Source organism: Streptomyces chlorus, from assembly GCF_042655885.1.
Classification (GTDB): Bacteria; Actinomycetota; Actinomycetes; order Streptomycetales; family Streptomycetaceae; genus Streptomyces; species Streptomyces chlorus.
Map to the genome: position 1 here is coordinate 12,707 of NZ_JBHSOA010000102.1, position 17,587 is coordinate 30,293.

The following is a 17,587-nucleotide window of genomic DNA, read 5'->3' on the forward strand; positions in this document are numbered from 1 at the left end:
ATATCCAAGCCCTGTCACACACCGTGACACACCGGGCGCGTGTGCGTCACCCCTTGGTCGCGCCCGCGGTCAGACCGCCGACGAGCTGGCGCTCGGCGACCGAGTAGAAGGCGAGCGCGGGAACCATGGCCAGGACGAGGTACGCGAAGACACGCGCGGTGTCCGCGGAGTACTGTCCCTGGAACTGCTGGACGCCTATGGGGATGGTCCACCAGGTGTCGTCGGTGAACACCAGCAGCGGCAGGAAGAAGTTGTTCCAGCTGGTGACCACGGCGAGCACCGAGACGGTGCCCAGCGCGGGCCGTGCCATCGGCAGCAGCACCCGCCAGAAGAAGCCGAACGGGCTGCAGCCGTCGAGCGTGGCCGCCTCCTCCAGCTCCCCCGGGATCTGCCGGAAGAATCCGCGCAGGATGATGATCGTCATCGGCAGGCCGAAGGCGGCCTGCGGGAGGATCACGCCGAGCGGGTTGTCCAGCAGGCCCATGGAGCGCAGCAGCAGGAACAGCGGCAGCGCGGCCACCGCGAACGGGAACATCAACCCCATCGTGAACAGCACCTCCCGCCCCCGGAAGGCGAACCGGGCGAAGGAGAACGCCGCCAGCGCGGACACCGCGACCACGATCAAGGCCGTGGCGATGGCGATCAGCGTACTGTTGCCGACCAGCCGCCAGAAGTCACCGGAAGCGAGGATGCCGGTGTAATTGGCGCCTACCCACGGGTCGGGCAGCCCGACGGGGTTGCCGGAGAGCTGGTCGGTGGACTTGAACCCGGACAGCACGGCGTACAGCAGGGGTACGGCCATCACCGCGCCGACGGCGATCAGGACGAGATGCAGTGGTGCCCTTGAGCTGTTTCTGCACGGTCTGGAGGTTGGCGTCGGTCAGCGCCGCCTCGGCGGCCGGAACCACGGGCAGCACCCCGGTCTCCTTGACGAGTTCGCGGTCCGTCGCCTCGGAGGCGAAGAACTCCAGGAAGTCGACCGCGGCCTGCGGCGCGCCCCGGCGCAGCGCGTGTCCACCACCCCCGCCGAACACCTCGGTGATGGTGTCCTTGCCACCCTCGACGGCCGGGAACGGGAAGAAGCCGAGGTCCTCGCCCAGGCCCTTGCCCGCATCGGCTTCGACAACGGGAGCCCACTGGCCCATCAGTTCCATGGCCGCCTTGCCGTTGCCGACCGCGGCGGCCTGGCCGGTGGGGGCGGAGTAGGAGGCGCCGAGGAAGCCCTTCTGGAACGGCTCCAGGTCGACGAGTTCCTTGAGGTGCTCTCCGGCCTGGACGAAGTCGGGGCCGGTGAAGTCGCTGTCCGCGTCGGCCTTCGCGAGGGCGTCGATACCGGCGGTGCGCATCGCGAGGTACGCCCAGTAGTACATGCCGGTCCAGGTCTCCTTGCCGGCCAGGGCGATCGGCGTGACCTCGGCGGCCTTCAGCTTGCTCGCCGCGTCCAGGAACCCGCTCCACGTGGTCGGCGGCTCGGCGATCCCGGCCTTCTTGAAGAGCGCCTTGTTGTACCAGAAGCCGACCATGCCGATGTCGAACGGGATGCCGTACAGCTTGTCGTCGAGGAGGTAGGGCTCCTTGGCGACCGGCAGCAGACCGTCGGCGAACGCCTTGGTGGAGCCGGTGAGATCCTCGACAAGCCCCGCGTCGACCTGCTGCTTGAGTACGCCGCCGCCCCAGGTGTGGAAGATGTCCGGCAGCTTCCCGGAGGCGGTCAGCGCGGTCATCTTGGACTTGTAGGCGTCGTTCTCGAGCTGCACGATCTTTATCTTGACCGTGGGGTTCTGCTTCTCGAATTTCCGGGCGAGAGCGGCCCAGACGTCCTTCGTCGGCTGGGTGGTGGAGATGTTCCACCACTCGATCGTGGTCGTCCCGGACGACCCTCCGTCCGAGTCGCCACCACACGCGCTCAGTGCCGTGATGCCCAGGCCGGCCGCGGCGGAGGCCGCCAGGAAGCTGCGGCGGGACAGTGCCGGGGCGCCCATGTCATGCGCTCCTTGGAGTCAGGGGCGGACATCTCCACACCCACCCGCTGGTTCGAAAGTTTCGCAAAAGATTCAGAAACATGCGTTTTTGCCACACCCTAGAGACAGCCGCCAAACGGCGGCAACCCCTTGTACGCGGTGAATCTTCCGCCGACCCGCACCGCAGGCGCCGACGCGGCCCGCCGCCGGGGCCGGACCCGGCGTTTCCGCCATCCTCCGCAAGGCGGCGCTCCCGCCGATCGGCCGGTCCGGACCGCCCCCGTCGCCACCCCCGCCACCCCGGACCACGGCCCGCCCGGGGGTCCGGTTCGAAGCGGCCCGGTGACCGCGCGGCGGCCGCATCCGAAGACACCGAACGGCATCGCGCCGCTTCCACCAAGGCATGCGAAACTTTCGGATCATCTGGCAAACCTTACGATCGGGGGCGCGGGAGCCACTCACCCTCATCGACCCCGCACCGTCCGGCCCCGACGCCCGCCCTATCGTGATCGGCATGCAGTCCTACACGATCGGCCAGGCAGCGCGGCTGCTCGGCGTCAGCCCGGACACCGCCCGCCGCTGGGCGGACGCGGGCCGGGTCACCACCTACCGCGACGAAGGCGGACGGCGGCTCATCGACGGGCGGGACCTGGCCGCGTTCTCGGTCGACCTCGCGAAGGCCGGCACGGCCGAGGAGGGCACGCCGTACACCTCGGCGCGCAATGCCTTTCCCGGTATCGTCACCGCGATCAAGCTCGGCGACGTGGCCGCCCAGGTCGAGATCCAGGCAGGCCCGCACCGACTGGTCTCGCTGCTGACCCGCGAGGCCGTCGAGGAGCTCGGGCTGGAGGTCGGCATGGAGGCCACGGCCCGGATCAAGTCGACAAACGTCCATATCGACCGCGTCTGACGCACAGAAACGGCCCCGGCCCTGGTCCTGCGGGGCAGGTGGGGTACGACGAGGGGCTCCGCCCCGGCCACATGGCCGAAGCGGAGCCCCTCCACTCCCCGGTACCGGTACGGGGCGTTGCTCCCCGGTCGTCGGTCCCGGTCCTGGTCCCGTAGGGCCCCCCGCCGCGTCAGTCCTCGTACGCCTCCAGCGGAGGGCAGGAGCACACCAGGTTGCGGTCGCCGAAAGCCTGGTCGACGCGGCGCACCGGTGGCCAGTACTTGTCGGCGACGCTCACACCGGTCGGGAAGACTGCTTCCTGACGGCTGTACGCGTGCTCCCACTCCCCACCGAGCGCGGCAGCGGTGTGTGGGGCGTTGCGCAGGGGGTTGTCGTCCGCGGGCCACTCACCGGAGCCGACCTTCTCGATCTCCGCGCGAATCGCGATCATCGTCTCGCAGAACCGGTCGAGTTCGGCCAGGTCCTCGGACTCGGTCGGCTCGATCATCAGCGTCCCGGCCACCGGGAACGACATCGTCGGCGCGTGGAAGCCGTAGTCGATCAGCCGCTTGGCCACATCGTCCACGCTCACGCCGGTCGCCTTGGTCAGGGGGCGCAGGTCGATGATGCACTCGTGCGCGACCAGCCCGCCGGGGCCGGTGTACAGCACCGGGTAGTGCGGCTCGAGGCGCTTGGCGATGTAGTTGGCGCTGAGTACCGCCACCTGGGTGGCCCGCTTGAGTCCCTCGCCGCCCATCAGCCGGACGTACGCCCACGAGATGGGCAGGATGCCCGCGGAGCCCCACGGCGCCGCCGAGACGGGCCCGATCCCGGTCTCCGGCCCGGCCTCGGGCTGCAGCGGGTGGTTCGGCAGGAACGGCGCCAGGTGCGCCCGCACGCCGACCGGGCCGACGCCGGGACCGCCGCCGCCGTGCGGGATGCAGAAGGTCTTGTGCAGGTTCAGGTGCGAGACGTCCCCGCCGAAGTGTCCGGGCTTGGCCAGCCCGACCAGCGCGTTGAGGTTCGCGCCGTCCACGTACACCTGGCCGCCGGCCTCGTGCACGGCCGCGCAGATGGCCGCGACGTGCTCCTCGAACACACCGTGCGTGGAGGGGTACGTGATCATCAGCACCGACAGCTCGTCGCGGTACCGTTCGATCTTCGCGCGCAGGTCGTCGATGTCGACCTCGCCGTCCTCTGCGGTCTTCACGACGACGACCTTCATGCCGGCCATGACGGCGCTGGCGGCGTTGGTGCCGTGCGCGGAGGACGGGATGAGGCAGACGGTGCGCTGCTCGTCACCGTTGGCCCGGTGGTAGCCGCGTACGGCGAGCAGCCCTGCCAGTTCGCCCTGGGAGCCCGCGTTGGGCTGGAGGCTCACCTTGTCGTAGCCGGTGACCTCCGCGAGCCGGTCCTCCAGCTCGTGGATGAGCGTGAGGTAGCCCTGGGCCTGCCCGGCCGGCGCGAAGGGGTGCAGCTGCCCGAACTCGGGCCAGGTGATGGGCTCCATCTCCGCGGTCGCGTTGAGCTTCATGGTGCAGGAGCCCAGCGGGATCATGCCGCGGTCCAGCGCGTAGTCGCGGTCGGCGAGCCTGCGCAGGTAGCGCAGCATCGCGGTCTCGGAGCGGTGCTGGTGGAAGACGGGGTGCGTCAGGTACTCGTCGGTGCGCAGCAGGGCGTCCGGGAGAGTGTTCCCCGCGACCGCGTCCAGGGACTCGACGTCACCTTCGACACCGAAGGCGCTCCACACGGCGGCGAGCCGGTCCCGTGTGGTGGTCTCGTCGCAGGCGATCGAGACGAGGTCGGCGTCGGCGAGGTACAGGTTGACGCCGTTGTCACGGGCGGCGGCGACGACCTCGGCGGCCCGCCCCGGGACCCGCACGGTCAGCGTGTCGAAGTACGCGTCGTGGACGATCTCCACGCCACCGGCCCGGAGCCCCTCGGCGAGGACGGTCGCGTAGCGGTGCGTGCGCCACGCGATGGTCCTCAGCCCCTCGGGGCCGTGGTACACGGCGTACATGCCCGCCATGACGGCGAGCAGCACCTGGGCGGTACAGATGTTGCTGGTGGCCTTCTCACGGCGGATGTGCTGCTCGCGGGTCTGGAGCGCGAGCCGGTAGGCCTTGTGCCCGTCCGCGTCGACGGAGACACCGACGAGCCGTCCGGGCAGGCTGCGCGCCATCTTCTCCTGCACGGCCATGTATCCGGCGTGCGGTCCGCCGAAGCCCATCGGCACGCCGAAGCGCTGCGTCGTGCCGACCGCGATGTCCGCGCCGAGTTCACCGGGAGACGTCAGCAGCGTGAGGGCGAGCAGATCGGCGGCGACGGTGACGAGCGCGCCCAGTTCGTGCGCCTGGTCGATCACCGGCTTGATATCGCGTACGGCACCGGAGGCGCCCGGGTACTGGATCAGCACGCCGTTGATCTCACGCTCGGCGACCTCGGCGGGGATACCCTCGCTCAGGTCGGCGACGACGATCTCGACACCCGCCGGCTCGGCGCGCGTCTGGATGACGGCGATGGTCTGCGGCAGCGCGTCCGCGTCGACCAGGAACAGGCCCTTCTTGTTCTTGCCCATGCGGCGCGACAGCGCCATCGCCTCGGCGGCCGCGGTGCCCTCGTCGAGCAGGGAGGCTCCGGAGGTCGGCAGGCCGGTGAGCTCGGCGACCATGGTCTGGAAGTTCAGCAGCGCCTCGAGCCGCCCCTGCGAGATCTCGGGCTGGTACGGCGTGTAGGCCGTGTACCAGGCGGGGTTCTCCATGACGTTCCGCAGGATGACGGGCGGCGTGAAGGTCCCGTAGTACCCCAGCCCGATCATGGAGCCGAGCACCTCGTTGCGGTCGGCCAGTGACCGCAGTTCGGCCAGCACCTCGGGCTCGGTCCGGGCACCCGGCAGGTCCAGCGCGTCGGCGTTCTTGATCACGTCCGGGACCGCGGCGGCCGTCAGCTCGTCGAGCGAGCCGTAGCCGACCTGCGCCAGCATCTTGGCGCGGGCCTCGTGGTCGGGGCCGATATGACGCTGTTCGAAGGGCGTTCCCTGTTCGAGCTCGGAGAGGGCAATGCGATGGGCGGTCATGTGCGGAGGCCTCCTGGTCCGACGACCTTCGAGGGGCACCATGGCGGGTGCCCGGACGGCCTCCCCCTCTGTCATCTCAACCTGAGAGCTTCACCGGCCGCCCGGGGCGGCCGGCTTTCACCGTCGGTGAGAGCGGGAGCCGTCGACACCCGCCCTGCTTTCCAGAGTGACCTCGTCCATGCGGTACGTGGGCCTGAGAGATTCCGGGGAGGATTTGCTCCTTCGGCGCCCTCCGATGATGCAGGGAGGGCTCTCCCGCACGGGGTCAGCAGCCGCTGCCAGGGTACCAGCGAGGGCAAGACCCGGACTTTCGAGTGGCCGCTCCGCCGATTGTGCCGTTTTGTAGTGCTGACGAATCCTTGCGACCTGTGGAGGGCCCGTGCAGACCGACATCGATCCGCGCAACCTGATCGGCCGCAAGGCGTTCGACCGCAATGGCAACCGGATCGGCACGATAGACGAGGTCTATCTCGACGACGCCACCGGCGTGCCGGAGTGGGCGGCGATACGCACCGGCCTGTTCAGCAGGGACGCCTTCGTCCCCCTGGAACCGAGCGAACTGATCGACGGCGGCCTCCACATCCCCTTCGAACGCGCTCTGATCAAGGACGCCCCCGACTTCGGTGTGGGCCGCCATCTCTCCCCGGAGCAGGAGCTCCAGCTCTACCACCACTACGGCCTGGACACGGCCGCCCCTCCCCCTCCCCCTCCCCCGCTCCCGGACCACGACTTCGGCAGGCTCGCCGGCAGGGACGACTCTGCCTGACGACGACCCATGGCGCATCCGAGCCACCGACCCGGCACCCGCCCGTCCAGGGCCTGCCTCCGGACTCACACAGGGCAGCACCCTCACCCGCCCAAGGCCCCCGGGTCCGTAACATCGGCCACCGCCCCCGCACCAGCCCTTGAAACCTGACTGCCCCGGGTATCCCGGGTATCCCGGGTGTCCCGGCCGTCCTGGGCGCCCCGGGCGTCGCCGTCGGCCCTGCCGTCCTGGGTGCCCTCATCGCCCTGACCGTCACTGTCCTGACCGTCGCCGTCCTGGCTGTCCTCGCCGCTCGGGCCGTCCGCGCTCTTCCCGCTGTCCCCAGGTCTTCGCTCCACCAACGGCAGCGGATCCGCGGGGTGCAGGGCCGGGTCGTCGGTCCGGAAGGTCCTCACCCGCCCCGGCGCCGATCCTGGCGTCTCGAACCGCACGGTGACCCGCCCGAGGCCGCTGCCCTGGACCCACCCATGACCGTACTCGCTGTGCCTCACGTCGTGCCCGGCCGGCCAGCGCCGCTCGGCACCCGCCTGTTGCCGTTCCTCCGCGAGCACTGCCGCCTCCGCTTCCTCGCCCAGCAGTTCCTTGCCCCGCTCCCCCGCCGCCTGCGCGAACAGGTCCTCCTGCGTATAGTCGGCGAGCCCGCTGACCCCCACGCCCAGCAGCCGCACGCCACCCGTCGTGTCGACCGAGTCCAGCAGCCGCGCCGCCGCCTCACGCACCACCGCTGGATCGTCCGTGGGCCCCCGCAGGGTCTCGGAGCGGGTGAGCGTCGAGAAGTCGTACCGCCGCACCTTCAGCACGATGGTCCGTCCCGACAGCCTCGCGGCCCTCAGCCGGCGCACACAGCGGTCGGCGAGGCGCTGGACCTCCACCCCGACCCGCACCCGGTCGTGGATGTCCACGTCGTAGGTGTCCTCGACCGACACCGACTTCGTCTCCCGCTCGGCCACCACGGACCGATCGTCCCTCGCCAGGGACATGGCGTGCAGGGCGTGTCCGTGTGCCTTGCCGAGCAGGCGTACCAGCTCGTCCTCCCCTGCCTCGGCGAGATCCCCGACCGTGTGGATGCCGGCCCGCCGCAGGTGGTCACCGGTGGCCGGCCCGACACCCGGCAGTGTCCGGACCGACAGCGGCGCCAGCAGGGCCCGCTCGGTCCCCGGCTCGATCAGCACCAGCCCGTCCGGCTTGGCCTGCTCCGAGGCGATCTTCGCCAGCATCTTGGAGGCCGCCAGCCCCACCGATCCGGTGAGCCCCGTGACCGCCCGTATGTCCGCGCGCAGCTTCGCGCCGGCCAGCCGCGCGGACCGCTCGTCCCAGGCCGCCCCTCCGACCTCCAGATCCACGAACGCCTCGTCCAGGCTCAATGGCTCCACCAGCGGCGACAGCGCCCGCAGCAGCTCCATCACCTGGTCGCTGATCGACCGGTACAACGCGAAGCGGGGCACGAGATACGCCGCGTTCGGCGCGAGCCGCCGCGCCTGCGCCATGGGCAGCGCGGAATGGACACCGAGGACCCGAGCCTCGTACGAGGCGGTGGCGACCACACCGCGCGGCCCGAGCCCGCCCACGACCACGGCCTTCCCGCGCAGGCTCGGCTTGGACGCCTGCTCCACCGAGGCGAAGAAGGCGTCCATGTCGAGATGCAGGACTGTGGGCGCGGATCTCACCTCTCCGATGTTGCCCTACGCCACTGACAACGCCCCGCCACGCGTGCCGCCGGCCGTCCCGGACGGCGCAGACCGCACGGACCGCTCGTACGGCGCAGCGGCTCAGACGGCGCGGTTGCGCCGCCTCGCCAGCTCGTCCGTCGGGTTGGGGCCGATCAGCGTCTCCCCGGTGTCGATGCGTTCCCCGTGCAACTGCGACAGCGCGCTCTCGACGTCCCGCCACACCACGCCCACGGCGATCCCGAAGATCCCCTGGCCGCCCTGGAGCAGGGCATGGACCTCGTCCGGCGTGGCGCACTCGTAGACCGTGGCGCCGTCGCTCATCAGCGTCATGCGCTCCAGGTCGCGGAAGCCCCCCTCCCGCAGGTGCTGGACGGTGGTACGGATGTTCTGCAGCGAGACACCGGTGTCCAGGAACCGCTTGACGATCTTCAGGACGACGACGTCCCGGAAGCTGTACAGCCGCTGTGTCCCCGAGCCATGGGCGGGCCGCACACTCGGCTCGACCAACCCCGTGCGAGCCCAGTAGTCCAGTTGCCGGTAGGTGATACCGGCGGCCGCGCAGGCCGTTGGGCCGCGGTAGCCGATCTCCTCGGACGCCATGGACGTCGTCGCCCCTCCGCTGCTCGGCACGGCCGCCGGTCGCTGCGGAGCAGGATCGGCCGCGTTGCCGTGATGGGCATACGCCCCGCTCGCGCGGAGCTGAGAGCCTGGGGGAGGGTACGGACCGCTCACCCCGAGACCATGTCCGGGGGCACCCCCAGCCGTACCGTCGCCGGTGCTTCTCACGCCGACCTCCGTCCTTGACCTGCCTCCTCGACGGTAGGCAGTCACCAAGGGTGCGTCAACGATCGCCACACTCGGCACGCCGAGTGATAATCACCCTAAGAGTGGTTTCCCGTGCCCCACCGCGGGGAAAGGCTAGCCGAATGCCCTCGGCGCGGGCCGCGCGAGGCTCTCACACACCGCGGTTCCGAGCAGCATTCCAGCGGAACGGCCGCCGCACCTCACTGGCTGCTGGAGCCGAAATCCTCCGGCGAGATCTGGTCGAGGAACTCGCGGAACTTCTCCACCTCGTCCTCCTGCTCGTCCGGGATGGCGATCCCCGCGTCGTCGAGCACCGTGTCGCTGCCATAGATCGGCGTACCCGTGCGCAGCGCCAGCGCTATCGCGTCGGACGGCCGGGCACTCACCTCGACACCGCTGGCGAAGACCAGCTCCGCGTAGAAGACACCCTCACGCAGGTCTGTGATGCGCACTTCCGTGAGCTCCTGGCCGACGGCTTCCAGCACGTCCTTGAAGAGGTCATGGGTCAGCGGGCGTGCGGGAGCCATGCCCTGCTGGGCGAAGGCGATGGCCGTCGCCTCCCCCGGGCCGATCCAGATGGGGAGGTACCGGTCGCCTCCCACTTCACGCAGCAGCACGATCGGTTGGTTCGAGGGCATTTCGACCCGGACACCTACGACATCGAGCTCGTTCACACAGCAACCCTAGGCCGTGCCCGGGACGTTTGGGTAGTCGGGCCTGGATCGGGCGGCCGATCCGGGCCCTCCGCGCCTCAGGGCAGCCGCACCCCTAGCGCCGCGCTCACCAGCGCGGCGTGCAACTTCACCGTGAGGCCGGCGAGCTCCTTCGTACGCGCCTCCGCGTGCGCCCTGGTCTGCGGGTTGCGGTGCCGCTTGAGCGGGGCGACGACCTGGTCGACCAGCCCGGCCTCCCGGTCGGCGGCGGCCTTCATCGCCCTCAGATGCCGCGGCTCGATCCCGAACCGCCCCAGCTCGGTGATGAGGCCGGCGACGGTGACCGCCTCGGCGTCGTACACCTCGTCCTCAACCGGCGCGATCAGCCCGTACGACTCCCACTCCGCGAGCTGCCGCTGGTCGACGCCGACCGCCGCCAGCAACTGCGCCCTCCCGATCCGGGCCGCTGTCGCGGGCGGGGCGGCGGACGGCTCGGGGCCGGCTTCCCCGTCCCGCGGCCGGGACAGTGCCGGAAGCGGGACGGCCTCGCCGCGCTCCATGGCGTCCAGGTGCTCTCGGATCACCTTGAGCGGCAGATAGTGGTCCCGCTGCATCCTCAGGACATGGCCGAGACGCTCCACGTCCCCGGCGCTGAACTTGCGGTACCCCGAGGGAGTCCGCTGCGGCTCGATGAGCCCCTCCGACTCCAGGAAGCGGATCTTGGAGATGGTGACTTCGGGGAATTCCTCGCGCAGCACGTTCAGCACCGTGCCGATGCTCATCAGTCCAGTTTCCGCGGCGGCGGCACCGTGCCCGGCACCGCCGCTGGGTGTATGAAGCATGGACCTTCCCTGGGGTCAGGGTGCCCCGGACGGAGTCCGGGGAGGGTCAGTAACCCCGCTGGCTCGCGTAGAAGACCAGCCGGTACTTGCCGATCTGCACCTCGTCACCGTTCGACAGGCCGATCTGGTCGATCCGTTCGCGGTTGACGTACGTGCCGTTCAGGCTGCCCACGTCGGCCACGGTGAACGAACCGTCCTGGCTGCGGCGGAACTCCACGTGCCGACGGGAGACCGTCACGTCGTCCAGGAAGATGTCGCTCTGCGGGTGGCGTCCGGCTGTGGTCAGATCGCCGTCCAGCAGAAAGCGGCTGCCCGAGTTCGGCCCGCGGCGCACGACCAGGAGCGCGGAACCCATCGGAAGCGCGTCGACGGCCGCCTGTGCCTCCGGGGACAGCGTCGGCACCTGCGTCTGGCCGGTGACCTCGGCGTCGTACGCCTCGAGACCGGAGATGGAGATGGTGGACGTCGTCTCAGAGGGACGCTCCGGAACGGCTCCGGGCCTGAGCGGGGCTCCACAGTTCGAACAGAAGCGGCTGTTCTCCGCGTTGCGGTTACCGCACCTCGTACACACCAAGGCCGACATGGACGGATCCTCCTGCCCACCGGGGGCCTGGGACGCGTACGGGACGGAAAACCCTCCACCCGTACCTGAGGTTGACGGTTGCCCGAAACCTATGCCGCTCGACTGCGCAGGGTCAACCGACGGCGCGCCCTGGCCTCCCGCAACGTCCTCGCCCGGACCGCCGACCTGATCCCGGTACAGCGGACGCGACGCCTCCGCGTCGGGCTGTGCGCGATGACGAGCGGTCGCATTGCCGCGGCCTTCTCGCGCGCTCTTGCCGAACAACTTCCCAAACAACTTCACGGGCGATTCCCCTTGACCGAAACAGACCCGCCCGTGGGGCAGGACGAACCCTGACTGAACACACTGGCCGACCCGGACATCTTCACAACGTCCGTATCCACCAGACAGTTTCCACCACGCACCACCCATTCGGTGCGCCGACCCCCCGCAACCTCTTGCCCTCGCCGGTTGCCCTCCACGCACCCCCGGTTCACTGCGAGGACGACCGAGCGTAGTCAGGCTGCCTCGCCGGTCGCAAGGCATCCACGACGATCTTGGCCGACCGCTCGACCGAGGCGGTGGCCTGTTCCTTCTCGAGAGTCTGCACCACTCCTCCAGGGATGTTGAGCGCCGGCTCGAGGTCCTGCGGCTTGCCGATGACCTTGAAACGATAGGGGGCAGTGATCTTGTTCCCGTCAACGCTCACTCCGTCGCCGGAATCCGACAGGTAGGTGCCCGCCACAACCCGTACGCCGTTCACCTGAATGGCCTCGGCGCCGGCCGCGCGCAGCTCCTGGACCGCATCGAGCAGCATGTTCGACTCGACCATCCCCTTCGGGTCCTCGATGACCAACGTAATGCCGGGGCCCTGTGCAGCCGCCGTGCCCGCCAGAATGCCGAGTTGGCGTTCCCTCTCGAGCGTCTGCCGGCGCGCCTCCTCAGCCTGGTCCGAACTGTTCTCGAGCTCGTCGCGCTGCTCCTCGAGTCCTTGCTTCTCGTCCTCAAGACGCTCTGTGCGGTCGTCGAGTTCATCGAGGATACGGACGAGATCCTCCTGACGTGCGCCGCGCAGGGCGCTGTCGCCCTCGCTGTTCGAGGCCACCTGGACGGCCAGGCCGAAGCCCAGGCCGAACAGCAGGAGAGCGACGATGAGTTGGGCCCGGGTGATCCGTGGCGGCCACAGGCCTTTCACCAGCCGCTGCCGTCCGGACAGATCGGATCCGAGCCGCTCCGGTGGCGCCTCCCCCTCCGTGGACGCGGATGCGCTCGCGGGCACCTCGTCGGGCAGTTCCTTCCGGAAGCTGCCGCCGGGTGCCGCGGTGGGACGCGGCGCGGGAGCAGGGCGCGGTTCCGAGGCGGGGCGGGGCGAGGGCGCCTGGTGGGCTCCGGGGACCGCGTGCGGTCCGGTCGGCGGCTCGGGCGTCGTCCTGTCGTCCTGACGGGGGTGCTCGTGCTCGTGATTCTGATCGCTCATCGGTCTCACGCCCGGAACACGTGCCGGCGGATCGCCGCGGCGTTGGAGAAGATCCGGATGCCGAGGACGACCACCACACCCGTGGACAGCTGGGCACCCACGCCCAGCTCGTCACCGAGGAAGACGATCAGCGCGGCAACGACCACATTCGACAGGAACGACACCACGAAGACCTTGTCGTCGAAGATGCCGTCGAGCATGGCCCGCAGCCCGCCGAAGACGGCGTCGAGCGCCGCCACGACGGCGATCGGCAGGTACGGCTCGACGACCGCCGGAACCTCGGGCCGGACCAGCAGGCCGGCCACGACTCCCACGACGAGGCCCAGTACGGCGATCACGATGTGCCTTTCTCAGGTGCAGCCTTGGTTATCGGTTGAGCAGTTCGTACGATCACACTCGGTGCGGCGGGCAGCCGGAGGTCGTCCTCCACCGAGAGAGCGGTACGGATGTCGTAGCTCTCCTGCAGGGCATGCAGATACAGTCCGTCCGAGCTGTTCTGGAACCGGCTGCTCAACTGCTGGCCGTTCCCCACGGCGAAGACCGTGTACGGGGGTACCAGCGGCCTGTTGTCAACCAGTATCGCGTCCCCCGCGGCCCTGATCGCCGAAAGGGCGGTCAGCCGCTGCCCGTTGATGGAGATCGCCTCGGCGCCGGACTCCCACAGGCCGTTGACCACGCGCTGCATGTCCCGGTCGCGGACCCGCCCGGTGTCGGAGAACCCGGTGGTCGAACGAGCGTCGCCGTCCCCGCCGGCGCTCGTGTCCTTGGCGTCGTTCACCACGAGCTTCACGCCGGGACCGTGCACCGCGACAGCGCCCGCCAGGACGCCCACCAGATCGGTGCGCTCGCTCTGGCCGCTGCGCCTGAGCGCCTCGCGCTGCCGCGCGCTCACGTCGGCGCGGAGGGCGTCGATACCGTCCTCGAGCTTGTCCGCCGCCTCGGTCTCCCGGTCGATCCTGTCGATCAGTTCCTCACGCTCCTTGGCGACGACGGGAGCCTCCACTCTGGCCTGCGCGGCTCCGACGGTCACCACCAGGGCCGCGAGCACCAGACCGCCGGCGAGCCCCAGTTTCGCCCTGAGGGTCTTCGGCATGCCTCCGCCGCCGTCGACCTGCTTCCGCGCGGCAGCCTCGGCGTATCCCTCGTCGAGGCTGTGGTCCATCACGTTGGTGATCAACGACATGGACGCGTCCGGACGCGGTAGCCGCTGGGGGGTGCTCCGAACGGGGGGTTGCTGCGGCATGCCGCACATCGTCGCATGCCGCGGGCGCTACCTCCGAACGGGCCTACGTGCGTGCCGGGCAGGTCCCGCCGGGGACACTTGTCCGGCACGCACGCGTACCGCTCGTTGCACGGTTTTGACTACCGTCCGGCGCTGTCCACGACCGATGCCCACTCGTCGAGCAGAGCCTGGGCAGAGGCGTCGTCGGGGCCCTCGGCCCACAGGTGGGTGACCGCCTCGGCCGGGTCGGGCAGCACCATCACCCAGCGGCCGTCGGTCTCCACCACACGCACACCGTCAGTGGTGTCCACGAAGCGGTCACCGGCCTCCTCGACGACCCGCCGCATCACGAGCCCCTTGACCGCCCACGGGGTCGCCAGGTCACGCTTGATCACGTGCGCACGCGGGATACGCGCATCAATCTGGCTGAGCGTGAGCTGCGTCCTGGCCACCAGACCGATGAGCCGGACAAAGGCCGCGGTGCCGTCGTAGACCCTGCTGAACTCCGGAACGATGAAACCGCCCTTGCCGTCACCGCCGAAGATCGTGCCCTCCTCACCGCCCACGCGGGTGAGGTCGTCGGGCGAGGTGGTCGTCCACTCCACCTGGGTGCCGTGGTAGGCCGCCACCTGCTCGGCGATCCTGGTGGTGGTCACGGGAAGCGCGACCCGGCCGCTGCGCCGCTCGGCCGCGATGAGGTCGAGCATGACGAGCAGCGCCCGGTCGTCCTCGATGATCTTCCCCTTCTCGTCGACGAGGGAGAGCCGCTCGCCGACCGGGTCGAATCGCACACCGAACGCGGCACCGGAGGATGCCACCATCTCGCCGAGCCGCACCAGCCCCGACCGCCGGACATCTGCCGTCTCGGTCGGCCTGGACTCGTCGAGCCCCGGGTTGATGGTCAGCGAGTCCACTCCGAGCTTGCCGAGCAGACTCGGCAGCACGAGTCCCGCGCTGCCGTTGGACGCGTCCACGACCACCTTCAGCCCGGACTCCGCGATTCCCGTGATGTCGACGTTCCGCAACAGCGAGCCGGTGTACGAGTCGAAGACGCTCGCCGGGAAGTGCAGATCACCGATCTCGCCCGGGAACGCGCGCCGGTACTCCTGCCGCGCGAACACCCGGTCCAGTTTGCGCTGGCTGCCCTGCGAAAGATCGGCGCCCTGCCCGTCGAAGAACATGATGTCGACGGAGTCCGGCACTCCGGGAGTGGTCCGGATCATGATGCCGCCCGCGCTGCCCCGCGCGGTCTGCTGCCGGGCCACGGGCAGCGGTACGTTCTCCAGGTCCCGTACGTCGATGGCGCTGGCCTGCAACGCGGAGATGACCGCACGCTTCAGGGCACGGGCACCGCGGGAGTGGTCCCGGGCGGTGGTGACCGTCGATCCCTTCTTCAGCGTCGTCGCGTAGGCGCCGGCCAGCCGAACGGCAAGTTCAGGCGTGATCTCGACGTTCAGGATTCCCGACACCCCACGGGCGCCGAAAAGGTGCGCCTGTCCTCTGGACTCCCAGATGACCGAGGTGTTGACGAACGCGCCCGCCTCGATCGTCTTGAACGGATACACCCGTACATTGCCCTGAACGATGGATTCCTCGCCGATCAGGCACTCGTCGCCGATGACAGCGCCGTCCTCGATCCTCGCCGCGCGCATGACGTCGGTGTTCCTACCGAGGACACAGCCCCGCAGGTTGCTGTGCGGCCCGACATACACGTTGTCGTGGATGACGGCCTTGTGCAGGAAGGCCCCGCTCTTCACGACGACATTGGACCCCACCACCGTGTGCTCACGAATCTCGGCGCCGGCTTCGACCTTGGCGTAGTCGCCGATGTAGAGCGGCCCACGCAGCACGGCATCGGGATGTACTTCGGCACCCTCCGCGACCCATACGCCCGGGGAGATCTCGAAGCCGTCGATGTCGACGTCGACCTTGCGCTCCAGGACATCGGCCTGAGCCTTCACATAGCTCTCGTGCGTGCCGACATCCTCCCAGTAGCCCTCGGCGATGAAGCCGTAGACGGGCTTGCCTTCCTTCATCAGTTGCGGGAAGACATCCCCGGACCAGTCGACGGGCACGTCGGCCTCGACATAGTCGAAGACCTCGGGCTCCATGACGTAGATGCCGGTGTTCACCGTATCGGAGAAAACCTGCCCCCAGGTCGGCTTCTCCAGGAAGCGCTCGACCTTGCCTTCCTCGTCCACGATGGTGATACCGAATTCCAGCGGATTGGGCACCCGGGTCAGACAGACCGTGACCAGTGCGCCCTTCTCCTTGTGGAAATTGATCAGTTCAGTGAGGTCGAAATCCGTCAGCGCGTCACCGGAGATGACGAGAAAGGCATCGTCCTTCAGTGCCTCCTCGGCATTCTTGACGCTCCCTGCGGTACCGAGTGGCTTCTCCTCATTGGCATAGGTGAGCTCCATTCCGAGCTCTTCGCCGTCACCGAAATAGTTCTTGACGAGCGACGCCAAGAACTGGACAGTCACAACGGTTTCGTTGAGCCCATGCCTTTTGAGTAGCCGCAGAACGTGCTCCATGATCGGCTGGTTGGCCACCGGCAGGAGCGGCTTGGGCATGCTTGAGGTCATGGGGCGAAGGCGTGTGCCTTCGCCCCCGGCCATCACGACGGCCTTCATGTCGGAAGCGTCCTCCTCTAAGAGACGACGGTCTGGCCGACTTCACCCGCCAAGATTGTCCCGCACTTTTCCACTGCGGGCCATCGCGCGACGTTGCGCGTGCCAATCAGCGAGTTCAACCGGCCATGGCGTCCGCACGAACCAGGCGGCGGACTTGCACCACGTAGAGGACTCCTGCCCACCAGTAGAGGGTTGTACCCCATCCAGCGAACGCCCATCCGAAAATAGCAGCGAGTGACGAGATCCAGCCACTGCCGTCACTGAGCAGGAGCAACGGAAAGGCGTACATCAGGTTGAAGGTGGCTGCCTTCCCAAGGAAGTTCACCTGCGGCGGCGGATAACCGTGACGCCGGAGGATGCCCACCATCACCAGGAGAACCAGCTCACGGGCCAGTAGTATGGCCGTCAACCAAAGCGGAAGAATCTCGCGCCAGGTGAGACCTACAAGGGTCGAAAGAATGTAGAGCCGGTCCGCCGCTGGATCCAGAAGCCGGCCGAGGCTGCTGATCTGATTCCATCGCCGCGCGAGCTTGCCGTCCAGGTAATCACTGACACCGCTCAGGGCGAGCACCAGGAGCGCCCAGCCGTCACTCTTCGGGCCGCCGAACTCCGGCCGGAGGATCAGCCACAGGAAGAGGGGCACGCCGAGAAGTCGCGCCATGCTGAGGATGTTCGGGATGGTGAGGACACGGTCCGTCTGGACACGAGTCTCCTGGACCTCCACCCGGGGACCTCCTGTGGGAAACGTGTTGATGATGCTCACTGACCTTACCTCAAAGCAAAAAAGCTCTGGCTCTCGGGCTGCGTGCCCAAGAGCCAGAGCTCTAAAAGGAGTTCGGCGGCGTCCTACTCTCCCGCAGGGTCCCCCCTGCAGTACCATCGGCGCGGTAAGGCTTAGCTTCCGGGTTCGGAATGTAACCGGGCGTTTCCCCTACGCTATGACCACCGAAACACTATGAAACAGAAAACAACCGCACCACACACCACCCATGAACCGATGGATGTGGGGTTGTTCGTGGTTTCAGAACC

Annotated in this window: 15 protein-coding genes, 1 rRNA gene and 1 riboswitch; of the genes, 2 read left to right on the forward strand and 14 right to left on the reverse strand. The window is 68.9% G+C overall.

What is annotated here, in order from left to right; translation table 11 throughout:
* Positions 1-46 precede the first annotated feature (46 nt).
* A complete protein-coding gene (locus ACFPZI_RS32905) occupies positions 47-778 on the reverse strand; it encodes a carbohydrate ABC transporter permease (protein WP_381370850.1) in 732 nt (243 codons plus the stop codon).
* Complete coding sequence (locus ACFPZI_RS32910) at positions 675-1,982, reverse strand: extracellular solute-binding protein (RefSeq protein ID WP_381370838.1); 1,308 nt, start codon at positions 1,980-1,982, stop codon at positions 675-677. The genes ACFPZI_RS32905 and ACFPZI_RS32910 overlap by 104 nt, the downstream gene beginning before the upstream one ends.
* A 493-nt stretch (positions 1,983-2,475) precedes the next feature.
* Here ACFPZI_RS32910 and ACFPZI_RS32915 point away from each other — a divergent pair, with 493 nt between their 5' ends.
* Positions 2,476-2,871, forward strand: coding sequence for a TOBE domain-containing protein (locus tag ACFPZI_RS32915; RefSeq protein WP_381370839.1), 396 nt, complete (start codon positions 2,476-2,478; stop codon positions 2,869-2,871).
* 169 nt (positions 2,872-3,040) lie between these two features.
* Here ACFPZI_RS32915 and gcvP read toward each other — a convergent pair whose 3' ends face one another.
* A complete protein-coding gene (gene gcvP / locus ACFPZI_RS32920) occupies positions 3,041-5,926 on the reverse strand; it encodes an aminomethyl-transferring glycine dehydrogenase (protein ID WP_381370840.1) in 2,886 nt (961 codons plus the stop codon).
* A 171-nt stretch (positions 5,927-6,097) separates the two neighbouring features.
* Positions 6,098-6,194, reverse strand: a riboswitch (glycine riboswitch).
* A gap of 111 nt (positions 6,195-6,305) precedes the next feature.
* Here gcvP and ACFPZI_RS32925 point away from each other — a divergent pair.
* Positions 6,306-6,692 carry a PRC-barrel domain-containing protein gene (locus ACFPZI_RS32925; protein WP_381370841.1) on the forward strand — a complete coding sequence of 129 codons (387 nt, stop codon included), beginning with the start codon at positions 6,306-6,308 and terminating at the stop codon, positions 6,690-6,692.
* 83 nt (positions 6,693-6,775) lie between these two features.
* On the opposite strand, the gene ACFPZI_RS32930 is transcribed toward ACFPZI_RS32925, so the two are convergent.
* From ACFPZI_RS32930 to rrf, 11 genes are all read right to left on the reverse strand, one after another.
* A complete protein-coding gene (locus ACFPZI_RS32930) occupies positions 6,776-8,359 on the reverse strand; it encodes a DNA polymerase IV (RefSeq protein ID WP_381370842.1) in 1,584 nt (527 codons plus the stop codon).
* Positions 8,360-8,461: 102 nt separating this feature from the next.
* Positions 8,462-9,148 (reverse strand): MerR family transcriptional regulator, encoded by a 687-nt coding sequence (locus ACFPZI_RS32935; protein WP_381370843.1) that lies wholly within the window; start codon positions 9,146-9,148, stop codon positions 8,462-8,464.
* A gap of 218 nt (positions 9,149-9,366) precedes the next feature.
* Positions 9,367-9,840, reverse strand: coding sequence for a bifunctional nuclease family protein (locus tag ACFPZI_RS32940; RefSeq protein ID WP_003988851.1), 474 nt, complete (start codon positions 9,838-9,840; stop codon positions 9,367-9,369).
* A gap of 77 nt (positions 9,841-9,917) precedes the next feature.
* Positions 9,918-10,661, reverse strand: a complete 744-nt coding sequence (gene ftsR / locus ACFPZI_RS32945; protein ID WP_381370844.1) for a transcriptional regulator FtsR — start codon at positions 10,659-10,661, stop codon at positions 9,918-9,920.
* A gap of 46 nt (positions 10,662-10,707) precedes the next feature.
* The gene (locus ACFPZI_RS32950) at positions 10,708-11,655 is read right to left on the reverse strand and encodes an FHA domain-containing protein (RefSeq protein ID WP_381370845.1); all 948 of its coding nucleotides are present in this window, start codon (positions 11,653-11,655) and stop codon (positions 10,708-10,710) included.
* Positions 11,656-11,716: 61 nt separating this feature from the next.
* Positions 11,717-12,700, reverse strand: a complete 984-nt coding sequence (locus ACFPZI_RS32955; RefSeq protein WP_381370846.1) for a DUF881 domain-containing protein — start codon at positions 12,698-12,700, stop codon at positions 11,717-11,719.
* A gap of 5 nt (positions 12,701-12,705) precedes the next feature.
* Positions 12,706-13,038, reverse strand: a complete 333-nt coding sequence (locus tag ACFPZI_RS32960; protein WP_030808725.1) for a small basic family protein — start codon at positions 13,036-13,038, stop codon at positions 12,706-12,708.
* Positions 13,035-13,952, reverse strand: a complete 918-nt coding sequence (locus tag ACFPZI_RS32965; RefSeq protein ID WP_381370847.1) for a DUF881 domain-containing protein — start codon at positions 13,950-13,952, stop codon at positions 13,035-13,037. Before ACFPZI_RS32965 ends, ACFPZI_RS32960 begins: the two co-directional genes overlap by 4 nt.
* Positions 13,953-14,062: 110 nt before the next feature.
* Positions 14,063-16,558, reverse strand: a complete 2,496-nt coding sequence (locus tag ACFPZI_RS32970) for a sugar phosphate nucleotidyltransferase (RefSeq protein WP_381370848.1) — start codon at positions 16,556-16,558, stop codon at positions 14,063-14,065.
* 115 nt (positions 16,559-16,673) lie between these two features.
* On the reverse strand, positions 16,674-17,282 hold the full coding sequence (locus tag ACFPZI_RS32975) for a CDP-alcohol phosphatidyltransferase family protein (protein ID WP_381370851.1): 609 nt from the start codon (positions 17,280-17,282) through the stop codon (positions 16,674-16,676).
* A gap of 109 nt (positions 17,283-17,391) precedes the next feature.
* A 5S ribosomal RNA gene (gene rrf, locus ACFPZI_RS32980) occupies positions 17,392-17,508 on the reverse strand.
* Positions 17,509-17,587: the final 79 nt, after the last annotated feature.